Below are 18,196 nucleotides of genomic sequence, written 5' to 3'. Positions count from 1 at the left end.
ACTCTCGGCCGTCCGCCGTTCTTCTCCGGGATCCGCCCGGCTCAGGAAGCCTGCGGCGGCCCCTCCGGCCGGGTCGGGGCGGTGGGGTCGGGCGTCGTACCGCCCATGGCGTCCGGGTGTACGAACCGGTCCATGGCGCCCTTGGCCCTGCCCGTACCCGTCTGGATCTTGTCGCTGTACTTGCCCTTGGTCTTCTCGTCGACGACCCGCGCGGCCTTGTCGATGCCGTGCTGGAGCTTGTCGACCTTGTCTTCGTGCTGCTGCGCGAAGTGAGAGGCCTTGTCCTTGGCCGGGGCGAGCTTGGCCTTCAAATTGTCCAAAAGACCCATGGTTACCTTCCCTATGGCTTCCCTCGCGGGCCGTTATGTGCGGGCGTTCTCGCCGGCCTCGTTGTCGGCGGCCTCCTTGGCGGACTGCTGCTTGGGAATCTCGGTGCTCTCGGCGGCGACCGCGGCATGCTCGATATCCGTCTCCGCCTCCGTCCTCGAGCCCGCGCTCCGGCCGGCGTCCTCGTCCGGGCCCTGCGCCGCCGCCTCGGCCTCGGCTGCCTCTTCCGCTACCGGCTCCGCCGCATCCTCCGTCGCGTTCTCCGGTCCGGATGCGTCCGGCTCGGCAGCGGCCGGCACCTTGGCGTCCGGCTCTTCCGCGGCCTTCGGCTTCTTCCCAAGGAAACGTGCAAAAACGCCCATATCCACTCCATACGTTACTCGTGCGAGCGAAATCCCGCGTGACCCCGGTGCGTCCGATTGCGCCGGACCGGTCGCCGTCTCTCGCCGGCGGTGGCAGGAACCTCGCAACGGGCAACGAAGCCGGACACACTCCGTCACGTAACTCGTTCGAGACCGGCCTCCGAGGTTTGCGAGACTGGTCCGGTGAGCAGCGCACCCCCCGCCCCCCGTGTCATCGCCGTCGTCGGCCCCACCGCGGCCGGAAAGTCCGACCTCGGCGTCTTCCTGGCCCAACGGCTCGGCGGGGAGGTCGTCAACGCCGACTCCATGCAGCTGTACCGGGGGATGGACATCGGCACCGCCAAGCTGACGCCCGAGGAGCGCGCCGGCGTACCGCACCACCTGCTCGACATCTGGGACGTGACCGTCACCGCCTCCGTCGCCGAGTACCAGCGGCTCGCCCGCGCCCGCATCGACGCCCTGCTCGCCGAGGGCCGCTGGCCGGTCCTGGTCGGCGGCAGCGGGCTGTACGTCCGCGGCGCCGTCGACAACCTGGAGTTCCCCGGCACCGACCCCGAGGTCCGGGCCCGCCTGGAGGGCGAGCTCGCGCTGCGCGGCTCCGGCGCCCTGCACGCCCGGCTGTCCGCCGCCGACCCGGAGGCGGGCCGCGCGATCCTGCCCAGCAACGGCCGCCGCATCGTCCGGGCGCTGGAGGTGATCGAGATCACCGGGCGCCCCTTCACCGCGAACCTGCCCGGCCACGACTCGGTCTACGACACCCTCCAGATCGGCGTCGACGTGGCCCGCCCCGAGCTCGACGAGCGCATCGCGCTGCGCGTCGACCGGATGTGGGAGGCCGGCCTCGTGGAGGAGGTGCGCGCACTGGAGGCGCACGGGCTGCGCGAGGGCCGCACGGCGTCGCGCGCCCTCGGCTACCAGCAGGTCCTGGCGGCGCTCGCGGGCGAGAGCACGGAAGCGGAAGCACGGGCCGAGACCGTCCGTGCCACCAAACGCTTCGCGCGCCGTCAGGATTCATGGTTCAGGCGCGACCCCCGGGTGCACTGGTTGAGTGGGGCCGCGGCGGACCGCGAGGAACTTCCGCGGCTGGCCATGGCGTTGGTCGAACGACCGGTCACAGCCTGATCACGTCATGGCATCGGGATGCGCCACGGGTCATCGGGGCATCCGGTGCCGTGCCATCATCGAGCTTCGATCGCAAGTGGAGTCCTAGGTTGGGAGGGCGCGTGGCGATGGAGGCCGGCCCTCGCGACACCGCACAAGACACCGAGCATGTCGCCGTCGAGGCCATCGAACCGGGTGAGCCCGAGGAGGGCGAGGGGCGACTCTCGCCGGACGGTCCGGACGACACGGTGGGCGGTGGCGTCACCGCCGACGGCCCCGAGCCGGAGGAGATGTTCGCCGGCGGCCCCGAGGTCGAGGTCGAGCTCCGCCCGCAGCGCCGCCTGCGCCTGTGGCAGCTGGCCCCCATCGTGGGCCTGGCCGCGGTCGGCTCCCTGATGTTCGCCTTCCCGCTCGCCTTCGACTTCGGCGACAGCGGCGCCGTGATCGCGATGCTGGGCCTGCTGATCTGCTCCTGCGCGGCGGGCTGGGGAATGATGGCGGCGAGGAAGGTCGGCTACACGTGGCCCGGCCTCCCGCCGAGGGGCTCGGACCGCAGGCCCGACTGGCGCGTGGTGATCGGATACGTACTCCTGGTGACGATCGTGGCAGTCCTGGCGGTATGGCGAGTAGCCCGCCTGCGCTGAACCGGGGCTGCGCCGAGGTGGGGCTGCACTGAGGTGGGGCTGCACTGAGGTGGGGCTGCGCTGAAAACGCCCCTCGCTGAAGCGCCCCGAAAGGGGCGCGGGGAACTGCGCGACCAGCCCCCACCCACCCGCACCCGAAGCACCACCCATTCCTCCTCTACCCTCGAAGAATGAGCATCCCCTTCCTCAAGGGCCACGGCACCGAGAACGACTTCGTGATCGTCCCGGACCCCGACAACGCCCTGGACCTCACCCCGGCCGCCGTAGCCGCCCTGTGCGACCGCCGGTCAGGCATCGGCGCCGACGGCGTGCTGCACGTCGTACGGTCCGCCGCGCACCCCGAGGCCAAGGGGATGGCCGCCGACGCCGAGTGGTTCATGGACTACCGCAACGGCGACGGCTCGATCGCCGAGATGTGCGGCAACGGCGTCCGCGTCTTCGCCCGCTACCTCCAGCACGCCGGCCACGTGACCGAGGGCGACCTCGCCGTCGCCACCCGCGGCGGCGTCAAGACCGTGCACATCGCGAAGACCGTGTCCGACAGCGGCTCCGCCGCGGGTGACGTCACCGTCGGCATGGGCAGCGCCCGCCTCCCCGAGGGCGACGTGACCGTGAGCGTCGGCGACCGCACCTGGCCCGCGCGGAACGTGAACATGGGCAACCCGCACGCCGTCGCCTTCATCGCGGACCTCGCCGACGCCGGCGACCTCTACACCCCGCCCCCCTTCAGCCCGCCGTCGGCCTACCCCGAAGGGGTCAACGTCGAGTTCGTCGTCGACCGCGGCCCCCGCCACGTCGCGATGCGCGTGCACGAGCGCGGCTCCGGCGAGACCCGGTCCTGCGGCACCGGAGCCTGCGCGGTCGCCGTGGCCGCCGCCCGCCGCGACGGCGCCGACCCCACCGTCACCGGCACCCCGGCGACGTACACCGTGGACGTGCCCGGCGGACGGCTCGTCATCACCGAGCGGCCCGACGGCGAGATCGAGATGACCGGCCCCGCAGTGATTGTCGCCACGGGCGAGATCAGCACCGAGTGGCTGGAAAACGCCGTCCGTTGAGCTGACTGCACGTCGGAAACCGTGGTCCGGGCGGTGGTCCAACATCCGGATCCACGGCCCGCGTTGCCCCGGTGGCGAGAAACGTCGGCCACCCCCCGAACAGGTGGCGCAAAAACGTAAACCTCGAAATCGTCGCTCGATTGGGTGATCCGTTTCACGCTCGGCGGGAGCCGGTCAATCGGGCGCGATGGGCTCGGTAGCATCAAGCACCGGCACGGACGGGGGAACGTCGCCAATCCCTGAGCCGCGTATGCCCTGGGGCCCCGTCCGCCGGTACACGAGCCGGAGGTGCCCATGAGTGCGGAGGCCACGAACCCTGCGACGCCCGGTCCCGTCGTGCCCACAGCGGCGGTCCGCAGGAAGGCCCGCCCCCGGATCGACCTGCGCCGGCTCGGCCGGGCCGCGCTGCTCGGCAACGCCGCCCGCGGCAAACTCCCCGATGCCATCGGCCATGTCGCCGAGGCGCACCGCGCCCACTATCCCGACGCCGACCTCGAACCCCTGCGCCGCGCCTGGGTCCTGGCCGAGTCCTCGCACCGCGGCCAGATGCGCAAGAGCGGCGAGCCGTACATCACCCACCCCCTCGCGGTGACCCTGATCCTCGCCGAACTCGGCGCCGAGACCACGACCCTGACGGCGTCTCTGCTCCACGACACCGTCGAGGACACCGATGTGACGCTCGACCAGGTGCGGGAACAGTTCGGCGAGGAGGTCCGTTACCTGGTCGACGGGGTGACGAAGCTCGAAAAGGTCGACTACGGGGCCGCCGCCGAACCCGAGACGTTCCGCAAGATGCTCGTCGCCACCGGCAGTGACGTCCGGGTGATGTCGATCAAGCTCGCCGACCGCCTCCACAACATGCGCACCCTCGGCGTGATGCGCCCCGAGAAGCAGGCCCGCATCGCCAAGGTCACCCGTGACGTGCTCATCCCGCTCGCCGAGCGGCTCGGCGTGCAGGCGCTGAAGACGGAGCTGGAGGACCTGGTCTTCGCCATCCTGCACCCCGAGGAGTACGAGCACACCCGGGAGCTCATCGCCGAGAACGCGGCCCGCACCGGCGACCCGCTCGCCGAGATCGCCGACGAGGTCCGCGGGGTGCTCCGCGAGGCCGACATCCCGGCCGAAGTCCTCATCCGGCCCCGGCACTTCGTCTCCGTCCACCGCGTCAGCCGCAAACGCGGCGAGCTGCGCGGCGCCGACTTCGGCCGGCTCCTCGTGCTGGTCAACGAGGACGCGGACTGTTACGCCGTCCTGGGTGAACTGCACACCTGTCTGACCCCGGTGGTCTCGGAGTTCAAGGACTTCATCGCCGTACCGAAGTTCAACCTGTACCAGTCGCTGCACACGGCGGTCGCCCGCGCCGACGGACAGGTCGCCGAAGTCCTCATCCGCACCCACCAGATGCACAAGGTCGCCGAGGCCGGCGTGGTCGCCCTCGGCAACCCCTACGCCCAGGCCGCCGACGCCCCCGCTGCCGGTACCCCGGTCGCCGGTACCCAGGTCGCCGACGCCGCCGACTCCCCGGCCGACGGCGAGCGCGCCGACCCGACCCGCCCCGGCTGGCTCTCCCGTCTCCTCGACTGGCAGAAGGCGGCCCCGGACACCGACACCTTCTGGTCCACCCTGCGCGAGGACCTCGCCCAGGACCGCGAGATCACCGTCTTCCGGCCCGACGGCGGCAGCCTCGGCCTTCCCGAGGGCGCCACCTGCGTCGACGCCGCCTACGCCCAGTACGGCGAGGACGCCCACGCCTGCATCGGCGCCCGTGTCAACGGCCGCCTCGCGACCCTCAGCACGGTCCTCAGGGACGGCGACACCGTTCAGCTCCTGATGGGCCAGGACCCGGCCTCCGAGCCTTCCCGGGAGTGGCTGGAGCACGCGCACACCCCGGCCGCCCGGATCGCCATCCAGCGCTGGCTCGCCGCCCACCCGGACCGCGCCGAAGAGCCCCCGGCCGTCGTCCCCAGCCGTCCCGTGCTCGACCCGCCGGCTCCCGGGAACGCCTCCGGCGGCGCCCCCCGGACCGCCAGCGCCGTGGTCGTCGACCGTCCCGGCGCGACCGTACGGCTCGCCGGCTGCTGCACCCCCGTACCGCCCGACGAGGTCACCGGCTTCGCCGTGCGCGGGGGAGCGGTCACCGTGCATCGCGTGGAGTGCGCCTCGGTGCTTCACATGAAGGGCACCGGGCGCCCCGAGGTGGCCGTGAGCTGGGGCGACAGCACGGCCTGCCGGGTCACCCTGGTCGCCGAATCGTTCGGCCGCCCCCATCTGCTCGCCGACCTCACCGAGGCGATGGCCCAGGAGGGCGCCGAGATCGTCTCGGCGACCGTGGAACCCCCCAGCCAGCAGCGGGTCCGCCACACCTACACCGTGGAGCTCCCCGACGCGGCCCACCTGCCCGCCCTGATGCGCGCGATGCGCAATGTGCCCGGCGTGTACGACGTCGGCCGAGCGCAACACCAGTGACTTACCCGTTCGAGTGGATCGGTCGCGAGTCGTCGCGGTGAGAGCGGGGTGCACTGGTAGCGGTGGTCCATGCCGCTCACCCTCCGCACCCGCCCGCTGACGGGACGCAGCCGCCTGTTGCCGGGACGCACCCGCCCATTGCCGGAAGGCACTCGTCTCCTGCCGGAAGGCACCCGTCCGTCCCGCCGGACCCCCGGCCCGCTCCGGCACCGGCGGGCCGCCGCCCTCCTCGTCTCCGCCGTCTCCGTCGCCCTGCTCGGCGCCAGTGCCCCGCCGGTCCCGCTGGGAGTCGGCGACCGGCTCTTCCCGTACCTCGGCAACCCGGGGTACGACGTGGCGTCGTACGACCTCTCCTTCACCTATCCCGGCAGCAACGACAAGCCGCTCCAGGCCGTCACCACCATCGACGCCGTCACCACCAGCGACCTGGACCGGGTCAACCTCGACTTCGCGCACGGCAAGGTCGAGTCCGTCGAGGTCGACGGCCGGCCCGCCGCCTTCGCCGGCGCCGGCGAGGACCTGGTCGTCACGCCCGCCCGGCCGCTGCGGCAGGGCAGCTGGACCCGGATCACGGTGAAGCACACCAGCGACCCGGTGTCCGCCAAGGGCCAGGACGGCGGCTGGGTGCGCACCACAGACGGGCTCGCCATGGCCAACCAGGCCGACGCCGCCCACCTGGTCTTCCCGTGCAACGACCACCCGTCCGACAAGGCGATGTTCACCTTCCACGTCACCGCCCCGAACGGCTACGCCGTCGTCGCCAACGGCCTGCCCACCGAGTCCGCCCGGGTCGGCGGCCAGACCACCTGGACCTACCGCACCCAGCACCCCATGGCCACCGAGCTGGCCCAGGTCTCCATCGGCCGCTCCGCCGTACTGCACCGTGCCGGACCGCACGGACTGCCGGTGCGGGACGTCGTCCCGAGCGCCGACGCCAAGAAGCTCGAACCCTGGCTGGCCAAGACCCCGGACCAGATCGCCTGGCTGGAGAGCAAGGTCGGCTCCTACCCGTTCGAGACGTACGGCGTGCTCATGGCACAGGCGTCCACCGGCTTCGAGCTGGAGACCCAGACCCTCTCCCTCTTCGAGAAGAACCTGTTCACCGAGCCCGCCTACCCCAAGTGGTACATCGAGTCGATCATGGTGCACGAGCTGTCCCACCAGTGGTTCGGCGACAGCGTCAGCCCACGCGTCTGGTCCGACGTCTGGCTGAACGAGGGCCACGCCACCTGGTACGAGGAGCTGTACGCGGAGGAGAAGGGCCACCAGCCCATGATCAACCGCATGAAGGCCGCCTACGGGGCCTCCGACCGCTGGCGCGCCGAAGGCGGACCGCCCGCCCTGCCCAAGGCCCCGGAGCCCGGGCAGAAGATCAGCATCTTCCGCCCGAACATCTACGACGGTGCGGCGCTCGCCCTCTACGCCCTGCGCCAGGAGATCGGCAGGCCGGCCTTCGAGCGTCTGGAGCGGATCTGGGTCCAGCAGCACAAGGACGGCACGGCGACCACGGCCGACTTCGTCCACCTGGCCTCCGCGGTCGCCGGCCGTGACCTGACCGGCTTCTTCGACGCCTGGCTGTACGGCGAGAAGACCCCGCCGATGCCCGGCCACCCGGACTGGAAGCAGGTACCGGCCCCGAAGAAGCAGACCAAGAGGTGACGGCGGCGCGGCCCCGGAATAACCCGGTGCCGGGACGGGGCGTACCGTGCGACCATCGTCAGGTCGGTACAGGTCGGTACAGGCCGCACGGTACGGGTCGCGGGGAATCTCCCGGGGTACTCGTACGTTGGGGAGTGTGCGGGGCGACACCCGCCGACTCACGTGTTCCCATCGACGTAAAGGACCCAATGACCTCCTCTTCTTCCCCTTCCCAGGACACCAGGCGCCTCGCGCAGGACTACCCCGACGGTCTTCGGGCCGATGCCCTGATGGAAGAGGACGTCGCCTGGAGCCACGAGATCGACGGAGAGCGGGACGGCGACCAGTTCGACCGCTCCGAGCGCGCGGCCCTGCGCCGCGTGGCGGGCCTCTCCACCGAGCTCGAGGACGTCACCGAGGTCGAGTACCGACAGCTCCGCCTGGAGCGGGTCGTGCTGGTCGGCGTGTGGACCTCGGGCACCGCGCAGGACGCGGACAACTCCCTCGCGGAGCTGGCCGCCCTCGCCGAGACCGCGGGCGCGCTCGTCCTCGACGGCGTCATCCAGCGCCGCGACAAGCCCGACGCGGCCACCTACATCGGCTCCGGCAAGGCTTTGGAGCTGCGTGACGTCGTCATCGAGACGGGCGCGGACACGGTCATCTGCGACGGTGAGCTGAGCCCCGGCCAGCTGATCCAGCTGGAGGACGTCGTCAAGGTCAAGGTCATCGACCGGACCGCCCTGATCCTGGACATCTTCGCCCAGCACGCCAAGTCCCGAGAGGGCAAGGCGCAGGTCTCGCTCGCGCAGATGCAGTACATGCTGCCGAGGCTGCGAGGCTGGGGTCAGTCGATGTCCCGCCAGATGGGCGGCGGCAAGGGCGGCGGCCTCGCCACCCGTGGTCCCGGTGAGACCAAGATCGAGACGGACCGGCGGCGGATCCGCGAGAAGATGGCGAAGATGCGCCGGGAGATCGCGGAGATGAAGACCGGCCGCGAGATCAAGCGCCAGGAGCGCCGCCGCAACAAGGTGCCGTCCGTCGCCATCGCCGGCTACACCAACGCCGGCAAGTCCTCCCTGCTCAACCGCCTCACGGGCGCCGGCGTCCTGGTCGAGAACGCCCTGTTCGCGACCCTGGACCCGACGGTCCGCCGCGCGGAGACCCCGAGCGGCCGCCTCTACACCCTGGCGGACACCGTCGGCTTCGTCCGCCATCTGCCCCACCACCTGGTCGAGGCGTTCCGCTCCACCATGGAGGAGGTCGGCGACTCCGACCTCATCCTCCACGTGGTCGACGGCGCGCACCCGGCCCCGGAGGAGCAGCTGGCCGCCGTACGCGAGGTGATCAGGGACGTCGGCGCCACCGACGTACCCGAGATCGTCGTGATCAACAAGGCGGACGCCGCGGACCCCCTGGTCCTCCAGCGCCTGCTGCGCAACGAGAAGCGCTCCCTCGCGGTCTCGGCCCGCACCGGCCTGGGCATCGAGGAACTGCTCGCCCTGATCGACGACGAGCTGCCCCGCCCGTCGGTCGAGATCGAGGCTCTGGTCCCGTACACCCACGGCAAGCTGGTGGCCCGCGCCCACAACGAGGGCGAGGTCCTCTCGGAGGAGCACACCGCCGACGGCACCCTCCTCAAGGTCCGCGTCCACGAGGAACTGGCGGCGGAGCTCACGCCGTACGTCCCGGCTCCGGCCGTCTGACAGTTCGTAAGCGAAAGCGAATGGGCCGCCCCCATTTTCGGGGGGCGGCCCATTCGCTTACCCGGGGGCGCGGGGCTGTTGTCGATATGAGGCTGCGCCGCGTGGGCGCGAGGAACCACGATGGCGAGTCAGTCGCCGACGCACCCGTTGCACCACGGCGCGACGGCGACACTCACCCCCTCACTGGTCAGCGAACTCCTTGCTGACCCCCTCATAGACCCCCTTGGCCACATCACCGAACCGCGGCCCGGCCAGCCACCCCGAACTCACCGGCCCGATCGACGTGTTGGACACCAACGCCGGCTTGCCGTCGGCGCCCGTCTCCACCCAGCCGCCCCCCGACGCCCCACCGGTCATCGTGCACCCGATCCGGTACATCGTCGGCGCCGACGCGTCCACCGACAGCCGCCCCGGCTTGTCCGCGCACTGGTACAGCAGCGACCCGTCGTACGGCTTCGCCGCCGGATACCCGGTGGCGGTGATGCTCGACACCTTCGGCACCGCGGGCGCGTCGAAGTTCACCGGCATCGCCGAACCGACCGTCTCCTCAAGGGACTTGCCGCCACTTCCCTGCTCCGGTGTCACATGGATCACGGCGTAGTCGTACGACGCACCGTTGCCGCCCGTCTCACCGCCCTGGTCTATCCACTGCTGCGAGGTCTGCGCCCCGTCACCCCACCAGACGCCGTACGGCGCGATCTGGGAACGGGTCGCCGCCGCCAGCGCCGAACCCGTCAGCCCCTTGTCGTTGTACGACGGCACGAACGCGATGTTGCGGTACCAGCCGCCGTTCTTGCCGGCATGCACACAGTGCCCCGCCGTCCACACCAGGTTGGACTTGCCCGGGTGCGCCGGGTCCTCGACGACCGTCGCCGAGCAGACCATCGTGCCCTCGGGGGAGTCGAAGAAGACCTTCCCGGAAGTGGCCGCGTTGGCGTGGTACACCGGCTGCACGGCCTTCGCCTGGACCGGCTCCGGCGTCGGGTCGGTCACCCCCTGGTCACCGGAGAGGTCGTTGTCGTCGACGCCCTTGTCCTTGTCGGGGTCGTTGGCGTCCCGCATCCGGTTGGGGTCCCACAGGCCCTTGATGATGGGGTTGATGAAGTCGTTGGCCTCGCGCAGCCAGTCGGCCTTGTCCCAGTTCTTCCAGGCGCCGTTCTTCCACTTGTCGATGTCGATCCCGTGCTCTTTGAGCTTGTTCCTGATGTCGTCCGGGATCTTGATCTTGCCGTCACCGGTGTCGGCCGTGGCGGACGCGGACGCCGCAGCGCCCGCGTTGTCGTCGCCGGAACCGCTGCACGCGGTGGCGGTCAGCGCCAGCGCCGAGGCGAGCGCGACGGCCGCCAGCGCACGGGGCGCGCCCCTTCCACCTCGCAGGGCGAACGACGGCCGGATGGATCGCATGGTGGTGACTCCCCCTGTTGGTAAGGAACTTCAGCGCCACACACTATGCGCTCGCTGTGCGCCGCTTCCCATGGAAGGGCAACGGTTTCGCTACGGCCCTCACCAGCGGGGCAACCGCAGTTCGTGGGTGGGATCGATGGGCCGCGTTCGGCCGGTGTCGTCACGAGTGCGTATTGCCGACTCCCGGTGCGGCCGGTGGCCGGGGCCCGGGAAGGCAAGCTCACGGCAATGATCTTGAAGTGACCCGTAACCCACCGGACGGTCGGGGGTTGGTAGCGGTGGGGGGCCCGCTGCCTGTGCCCGGTGCCCGCCGATCAACTCGCCTCTGGACAGCGGGGAGGACAGCGAGCCGTGGCCGTGACGGAGTCGGTGACCGGGGAAACGTTCGGGGAGGCGTTCGGGGGAGCGCGTGCAGCACACGAGGGGATCCTGAGGCGTCAGTCGGCGCGTGAGTCGCGGGCGCGTACCTACGCGCGCGCCCTGCCCATCGTGCCGGTGCGGGCCCGCGGCCTGACCATCGAGGGCGCCGACGGCCGCCGCTACCTGGACTGCCTCTCCGGCGCCGGCACCCTAGCCCTCGGCCACAACCATCCCGTCGTACTGGAGGCGATCCGCAAGGTCCTCGACTCCGGTGCCCCGCTCTCCGTCCTCGACCTGGCGACCCCGGTCAAGGACGCTTTCATCACCGAACTGTTCCGCACCCTGCCGCCCGGCCTCGCCGACCGCGCCCGCGTCCAGTTCTGCGGACCCGCCGGCACGGACGCAGTCGAGGCCGCCTTCAAGCTCGTCCGGGCCGCGACCGGCCGCACCGGCATTCTCGCCTTCACCGGCGCCTACCACGGGATGACCAGCGGAGCCCTGGCCGCCTCCGGCGGGGCCGGCGACGTCCGTGTCGCCCGGCTGCCCTACCCCCAGGACTACCGCTGCCCGTTCGGCGTCGGCGGCCCCCGCGGCGCCGAACTCGCCGCCCGCTGGACCGAGACCGTCCTCGACGACCCCAAGTCCGGCGTCCCCCTCCCCGCCGGCATGATCCTCGAACCCGTCCAGGGCGAGGGCGGGGTGATTCCCGCGCCGGACGACTGGCTCCGCCGGATGCGCCGGCTCACCGCCGACCGGTCCATCCCTCTGATCGCCGACGAGATCCAGACCGGCGTGGGCAGGACCGGCGCCTTCTGGGCCGTCGAGCACAGCGGTGTCACCCCCGACGTCATGGTCCTGTCCAAGGCCATCGGCGGCAGCCTCCCGCTCGCCGTCGTCGTCTACCGCGACGACCTCGACGTCTGGGAACCCGGCGCCCACGCAGGCACCTTCCGCGGCAACCAACTCGCCATGGCCGCCGGCACCGCCACCCTCGCCCACGTCCGCGAGAACGCCCTCGCCGAACGAGCGGGCCTGCTCGGCTCCCGGATGCTGTCCCAACTGCGCCGACTCCAGGACGACTTCGCATGCGTGGGAGATGTGCGGGGACGGGGGCTGATGATCGGGGTGGAACTGGTGGATCCGGAGGGGGAGGAGCTCACCGGGGAAGCCGAGGAGAGTGCGGCGACGGCGAAGGGGACCACGGGCGAGACGGAAGCCCGGGGAGCCGGTGACGCGGTCAGGGCGCGAGGCGGCGCGGTGAGCGGGTGGGACGGCGACACCCGGCCCGGGCCGCGCCCCGCCGCCCCCGAACTGGCCTCGGCCGTACAACGCGCCTGCCTGGAACGGGGCCTGATCGTCGAACTCGGCGGCCGCCATGCCGGTGTCGTACGGCTGCTGCCGCCGCTCACCATCACCGACGAACAGGCGGACGCCGTACTGGACCGCCTCGCCGACGCCGTGGCGGCCGTCGCCCGCGACCCGGCCGCGGCCTGCGCCCCGGCCCGCCACGGCGCCGGCGCCCGGTCCCGACGACCCGAGGGCCGCAAGGAGCCGGCCGACTGACCGGAGCACCGGGACCGCCCCGACCATCCGGCGAGCCGGACCCGAACCGGCCGCCGGGACCGGCCGCCCGGAACTCGCCGCCGGAGCCGCTGGAGCCGCCGGGACCGACCCTCGCATCCGGACCATCCAGATCATCCGGATCACCTGGACGGGACCAGCCCGACGAACCGCCGACTGCAGGCCGGCCCACCGGCGCGGCCCGGACGAGCCGGCCGGCCGATGACCCCGGAGCGGACCGACCACCCCACGCACCGAACCCCACATCATCCACACCTCTCCCATCAGGACACTCAGCACTCGAATCGCCCTGGGCCCCTGGCCCCCTGGCCCGCCACCCGATCTGCCCGACTCGCCCGGTTCGCCGGCCCGACCCGCCGGCACCGCACCGCACGCCCGAGCCCCCGAGGACCCTCCTTGAACGCCACCCCCACCCCCGACGACAACGGAGACCAAGGCCCACAGGGACGCCCCGTTCCGCTCGCCGAGTCGGTCCCCCAGCAGCGAGGCCGCGCCGCCCACCCCGAGCGACCGCGCGACGACACGGGAGACCTCCTCGAACACCCCGATCCCCGCATCGCCGCCCAGGCCGCCGCCGTGGAGAACCTGCTCCGCTGCTGGGTACGCGAGACGAACCTGCCCGCGCCCGACACCGGCACCCTCCGCATCCCGCTGCCCGCCAGCGGTACGGCGCTGATCACCCCGATCCGCCACTGGTCCCCGACCGGCTGGCACCGCTTCGGCCCACCCCGCCTGACCGGCGCCCCCGACACTGTCCCACCCCTCGACGCGGTCACCCTCGCCGCCCTGCTCACCCGCGAGACCACGCCGAGGCCGACGGCCACGGTCGACCGGGCCGAGAGCGTCGCCGGGTACGCCCTCGGCACAGCCACCTCTGCCGGAGGCACGGTCGCCCACGCGGCCGGGGGTACAGCCGCTCACGGCGTCGCCGGAGCATGGGGCCCTCCCGACGATGGCGACCTCGTGGCCCGGGTCGCCGACTCCCTGCGCCGTACGGTCACCTTCATCGCGGACCGGCGCGCCCACCCCGCCGACGGTCCCGACCGCTTCCTCACCGCCGAACAGTCCCTCCTCCTCGGGCACCCGCTGCACCCGACCCCGAAGAGCCGCGAGGGCCTGACCGACTCCGAAGCCCGGCTCTACTCACCGGAGTTGCGCGGCTCCTTCCCCCTGCACTGGATGGCGGTCGCCTCCTCCCTGCTCGCCACCGACTCGGCCTGGACCGAGCGAGGCCGCCCCGTCCCCGCGCCGCACCTGATGGAACGCCTGGCCGGCACGGCCCTGCCGCTGCCGGACGGTTGCGCCGCCGCCCTGCCCCTGCACCCCTGGCAGGCCCGCGAGGCCGGCCACCGCGAGGAGACCGCCGCCCTCCTCGACGCCGGACTCCTCCGCGACCTGGGTCCGCTCGGCGCCCCCTGGTACCCCACCTCCTCCGTACGAACCGTGCACCGCACCGGCGCCCCCGCCATGCTCAAGCTGTCGCTCGGCCTGCGCATCACCAACTCCCGCCGGGAGAACCTCCGCAAGGAACTCCACCGCGGCGTCGAGGTACACCGCCTGCTGCGCACCGGCCTCGCCAAGCAGTGGCAGGCCGCCCACCCCGGCTTCGACATCGTGCGCGACCCCGCCTGGCTGGCCGTCGACGGCCTGGACGGCCGGCCCGTGCCCGGACTCGACGTGGTGATCCGGCACAACCCGTTCACCCCCGCCGACGACGTGTCCTGCGTCGCCGGACTGGTCACGCCCCGGCCCCTCGACGTCCCGGCGGCGAACGGCAGGCCCCGGCCGTACCGCTCCCGGCTGGCCCGGGTGGTCTCCCGGCTCGCCGAACGCACCGGCCGACCCGTCGGTGCCGTCAGCGCCGAGTGGTTCCTGCGCTACCTGGAGCAGGTGGTCCGCCCGGTGCTCTGGCTCGACAGCGAGGCTGGCATCGCCCTGGAGGCGCACCAGCAGAACACCCTGCTCCTGCTGGACGCCGACGGCTGGCCCACCGGCGGCCGCTACCGCGACAACCAGGGCTACTACTTCCGCGAGTCCCGACGGGCCGACCTCGATGCCAGGCTGCCCGGTATCGGCGAGCACAGCGACACCTTCGTCTCCGACGAGGTCACCGACGAACGCTTCGCCTACTACCTCGGCATCAACAACGTGCTCGGCCTGATCGGCGCGTTCGGCTCCCAGCGGCTCGCCGACGAGCGCCTCCTGCTCGCGGCCTTCCGCAGGTTCCTCACCGAGGCGGCCTCCGGGCCCGCCCGGTTGCGCACCGCCCTGCCCGCCCGCCTGCTCGACTCACCCGTCCTGCGCTGCAAGGCCAACCTGCTGACCCGGCTGCACGGACTCGACGAGCTCGTTGGCCCGGTCGACACCCAGTCCGTCTACGTCACCATCACCAATCCCCTCCACTCCGGACCTGCCTGACCCCACCGACGTCGTCACGGACCTCCACCCACCGCCCTTCATCCACCGACTTTCATCACGGACTTTCATTCACCGACCGAGGAACATGACCCACCCCGTCTCCTGAGAGGAGCGCACCATGCCTCCCACCGACGCGAGCGCCGGCGCAGGCCCCGTCCCGGTCCACCCCGGACCCACCGGCCACCCCGGCCGTCCCGGACCCGCCGAGGACATCGGGGACTGCGAGGACACCCTGGACCTCCGCCTGCCTGACGAACTCCTCGCCCTCATCGCCGGGACGACACCCGACACCGACGAACGAGCCCCCGGGCCCACCCACCACCGGCTCGGGCCGCCCGAGGTACCCGACAAACTCGACCTGCTGGACCAGGTCAGCACCTGGGGCCCCACCGAGACCCCCGTCGGCCTCTTCCACCTGGCGCCGGTCCACGTCGAACGCGACCTGCCGATCATCAGCGGCTGGATGAACGACCCCGCCGTGGCCGCGTTCTGGCAGCTGGCCGAGTCACGGGCGCAGACGGAGGACCATCTGCGTTCCCAGCTCGCGGGAGACGGCCGCAGCGTGCCGTGCCTCGGCATGCTCGACGGCGTCCCGATGAGCTACTGGGAGATCTATCGAGCCGACCTGGACCCGCTCGCCCGCCGATATCCGGCCCGCCCGCACGACACCGGTGTCCACCTCCTCGTCGGAAACGTCGCCGACCGGGGGCGAGGACTGGGATCCGCCCTGCTCAGAGCCGTGGCCGATTTCGTATTCGAGCGCCGCCCCGCCTGTGCCCGCGTCGTCGCTGAACCTGATCTTCACAACACCCCCTCCGTGGCCGCTTTCCTCAACGCGGGCTTCCGCTACGCCGCCGAGGTCGATCTGCCCGGCAAACGGGCCGCCCTCATGATCCGGGACCGGTCCCTACGTCATCTGATGTAGCGCTGAGTGATTGCGTGTACACATGTAGTACGAAGCGGCGACCGATCAAGTTCCCGGCCGTCCGAAAGAATTCCGAGCGGCCCTGCCACCGGCCCGCCCTTCCCCCTTGGCCTGCCCGTCCAGGAGCCCCCGGCGTGATCCCACCCCCCGTCCCCGCCTTGATCGCCCGATTGTCAGTGCCGGGTCGTAGGGTGGTCGCGCTATGACGAAGCCCTCACTCCCTGAACTCCTGCATGCCGCTGTCACAGCTGTCGGCGGTACGGAGCGCCCCGGCCAGGTGACCATGGCCGAATCGGTCGCCGAAGCGATCGACGACGGATCCCATCTGCTGGTCCAGGCCGGCACCGGCACCGGAAAGTCACTCGGCTATCTCGTGCCCGCGCTCGCGCACGGAGAGCGGGTCGTCGTGGCGACGGCGACCCTCGCTCTCCAGAGACAGCTGGTCGAGCGGGATCTGCCGCGCACCGTCGACGCCCTGCACCCGCTGCTGCGCCGGCGCCCGGAGTTCGCCATGCTCAAGGGCAGGTCGAACTATCTGTGTCTGCACCGGTTGCACGAGGGCATGCCGCAGGACGAGGAGGAGGGCCTCTTCGACCAGTTCGAGGCGGCCGCGCCGACCAGCAAGCTCGGCCAGGACCTGCTGCGCCTGCGCGACTGGTCCGACGAGACGGAGAACGGCGACCGCGACGACCTCGCACCGGGTGTCTCCGACAAGGCCTGGGCGCAGGTCTCGGTCTCCTCCCGGGAGTGCCTCGGCGCGTCCAAGTGTGCCTACGGTGCCGAGTGCTTCGCCGAGATGGCCCGTGAGCGCGCCAAGCTCGCCGAGGTGGTCGTCACCAATCACGCCCTGCTCGCGATCGACGCCATCGAGGGCGCCCCGGTGCTCCCGCAGCACGAGGTGCTGATCGTGGACGAGGCGCACGAACTGGTCTCCCGGGTCACCGGCGTAGCCACCGGCGAACTCACCCCGGGCCAGGTCAATCGCGCGGTCCGGCGCGCCGCCAAGCTGGTCGACGAGAAGGCCGCCGACCAGCTCCAGACCGCTGCCGAGGGCTTCGAGCGGCTGATGGAGCTGGCCCTGCCGGGTCGCTTGGAGGAGACCCCGGAGGATCTCGGTTACGCCCTTGCGGCGCTCCGGGACGCCGCCCGCACCGTGATCTCCGCGATCGGTACGACCCGCGACAAGTCGGTCCAGGACGAGGACGCGATCCGCAAGCAGGCGCTGGCCTACGTGGAGACCGTGCACGACGTGGCGGAGCGGATCGTGAACGGCTCCGAGTGGGACGTCGTCTGGTACGAACGCCACGACCGCTTCGGCGCCTCCCTGCGGGTCGCCCCGATGTCCGTGTCGGGCCTGCTCAGGGAGAAGCTCTTCGCGGACCGCTCGGTCGTCCTCACCTCGGCGACCCTCAAGCTGGGCGGCGACTTCAACGGTGTGGGCGCGTCGCTGGGCCTCGCCGCGGAGGGCACCGAGGGTGACGATCTGCCGAAGTGGAAGGGCGTCGACGTCGGCTCGCCCTTCGACTACCCGAAACAGGGCATCCTCTATGTCGCCAAGCATCTGTCGCGCCCCGCACGGGACGGCGACCGTGCCGACATGCTGGACGAACTGACCGAGCTGATCCAGGCCGCCGGCGGTCGTACCCTGGGCCTCTTCTCCTCGATGCGGGCCGCCCAGCAGGCCGCCGAGGAGCTGCGGGTCCGGATTCCCGAGTTCCCGATACTCCTCCAGGGCGAGGAGACCCTCGGCGAACTGATCAAGAACTTCGCGGCGGACCCCCGGACCTGCCTCTTCGGCACGTTGTCGCTCTGGCAGGGCGTCGACGTTCCCGGCCCCAGCTGCCAGCTCGTCGTCATGGACAAGATCCCGTTCCCGCGCCCGGACGACCCGCTGATGAGCGCCCGCCAGAAGGCCGTCGAGGACGCCGGCGGCAATGGTTTCATGGCGGTCGCCGCCACCCACGCCGCGCTCCTGATGGCCCAGGGCGCCGGCCGGCTCGTCCGCGCCTCGGGGGACCGCGGTGTGGTCGCCGTACTCGACCAGCGGCTGGCCACCGCGCGGTACGGCGGGTACCTCAAGTCCTCGCTGCCCGACTTCTGGTACACCACGGACCGTAACCAGGCCCGGAAGTCGCTGGCGGCGATCGACGCGGCGGCACGTCAGGCGGAGGCGAAGTGATCGCGGGTTGGCCTGTCCCGGCACCGGGAC

The 18,196-nt window shown here is 71.8% G+C and carries 13 protein-coding genes; 10 read left to right on the top strand and 3 right to left on the bottom strand.

Going from position 1 to position 18,196, the window contains the following annotated elements; translation table 11 throughout:
* Positions 1–41 precede the first annotated feature (41 nt).
* Positions 42–329 (bottom strand): antitoxin, encoded by a 288-nt coding sequence (locus ACWGKQ_RS49985; RefSeq protein ID WP_453298784.1) that lies wholly within the window; start codon positions 327–329, stop codon positions 42–44.
* 33 nt (positions 330–362) lie between these two features.
* Positions 363–689: a hypothetical protein gene (locus ACWGKQ_RS49980; protein WP_453298783.1), complete on the bottom strand. Its 327-nt coding sequence runs from the start codon at positions 687–689 to the stop codon at positions 363–365.
* A gap of 183 nt (positions 690–872) precedes the next feature.
* Here ACWGKQ_RS49980 and miaA point away from each other — a divergent pair, with 183 nt between their 5' ends.
* From miaA to hflX, 6 genes are all read left to right on the top strand, one after another.
* On the top strand, positions 873–1,811 hold the full coding sequence (gene miaA / locus ACWGKQ_RS49975; protein WP_453298782.1) for a tRNA (adenosine(37)-N6)-dimethylallyltransferase MiaA: 939 nt from the start codon (positions 873–875) through the stop codon (positions 1,809–1,811).
* Positions 1,812–1,918: 107 nt separating this feature from the next.
* The gene (locus ACWGKQ_RS49970; protein ID WP_453298785.1) at positions 1,919–2,434 is read left to right on the top strand and encodes a hypothetical protein; all 516 of its coding nucleotides are present in this window, start codon (positions 1,919–1,921) and stop codon (positions 2,432–2,434) included.
* 170 nt (positions 2,435–2,604) lie between these two features.
* Complete coding sequence (gene dapF / locus ACWGKQ_RS49965; RefSeq protein ID WP_453298781.1) at positions 2,605–3,492, top strand: diaminopimelate epimerase; 888 nt, start codon at positions 2,605–2,607, stop codon at positions 3,490–3,492.
* Positions 3,493–3,786: 294 nt separating this feature from the next.
* The gene (locus ACWGKQ_RS49960) at positions 3,787–5,958 is read left to right on the top strand and encodes a RelA/SpoT family protein (protein WP_453298780.1); all 2,172 of its coding nucleotides are present in this window, start codon (positions 3,787–3,789) and stop codon (positions 5,956–5,958) included.
* 69 nt (positions 5,959–6,027) lie between these two features.
* Positions 6,028–7,617 carry a M1 family metallopeptidase gene (locus tag ACWGKQ_RS49955; RefSeq protein WP_453298779.1) on the top strand — a complete coding sequence of 530 codons (1,590 nt, stop codon included), beginning with the start codon at positions 6,028–6,030 and terminating at the stop codon, positions 7,615–7,617.
* Between the two features lie 188 nt (positions 7,618–7,805).
* Positions 7,806–9,299, top strand: a complete 1,494-nt coding sequence (gene hflX / locus ACWGKQ_RS49950; protein ID WP_453298778.1) for a GTPase HflX — start codon at positions 7,806–7,808, stop codon at positions 9,297–9,299.
* A gap of 180 nt (positions 9,300–9,479) precedes the next feature.
* On the opposite strand, the gene ACWGKQ_RS49945 is transcribed toward hflX, so the two are convergent.
* A complete protein-coding gene (locus ACWGKQ_RS49945) occupies positions 9,480–10,703 on the bottom strand; it encodes a trypsin-like serine peptidase (protein ID WP_453298777.1) in 1,224 nt (407 codons plus the stop codon).
* A 351-nt stretch (positions 10,704–11,054) separates the two neighbouring features.
* On the opposite strand from ACWGKQ_RS49945, the gene ACWGKQ_RS49940 reads away from it, so the two are divergent.
* The 4 genes from ACWGKQ_RS49940 to ACWGKQ_RS49925 all read left to right on the top strand — a co-directional run bounded on the left by ACWGKQ_RS49940 (position 11,055) and on the right by ACWGKQ_RS49925 (position 18,166).
* Positions 11,055–12,626 carry a diaminobutyrate--2-oxoglutarate transaminase family protein gene (locus ACWGKQ_RS49940; protein WP_453298776.1) on the top strand — a complete coding sequence of 524 codons (1,572 nt, stop codon included), beginning with the start codon at positions 11,055–11,057 and terminating at the stop codon, positions 12,624–12,626.
* Between the two features lie 414 nt (positions 12,627–13,040).
* Positions 13,041–15,062, top strand: a complete 2,022-nt coding sequence (locus ACWGKQ_RS49935; RefSeq protein ID WP_453298775.1) for an IucA/IucC family protein — start codon at positions 13,041–13,043, stop codon at positions 15,060–15,062.
* 118 nt (positions 15,063–15,180) lie between these two features.
* Positions 15,181–15,987 (top strand): GNAT family N-acetyltransferase, encoded by an 807-nt coding sequence (locus ACWGKQ_RS49930; protein WP_453298774.1) that lies wholly within the window; start codon positions 15,181–15,183, stop codon positions 15,985–15,987.
* A gap of 202 nt (positions 15,988–16,189) precedes the next feature.
* Positions 16,190–18,166: an ATP-dependent DNA helicase gene (locus ACWGKQ_RS49925; protein WP_453298773.1), complete on the top strand. Its 1,977-nt coding sequence runs from the start codon at positions 16,190–16,192 to the stop codon at positions 18,164–18,166.
* The last annotated feature ends 30 nt before the right edge of the window (positions 18,167–18,196 follow it).

It is taken from the genome of Streptomyces sp. NPDC054770 (assembly GCF_053611985.1).
Note: the sequence above shows the minus strand (reverse complement) of the source record. Positions and strands in the feature narration are given on the sequence as shown.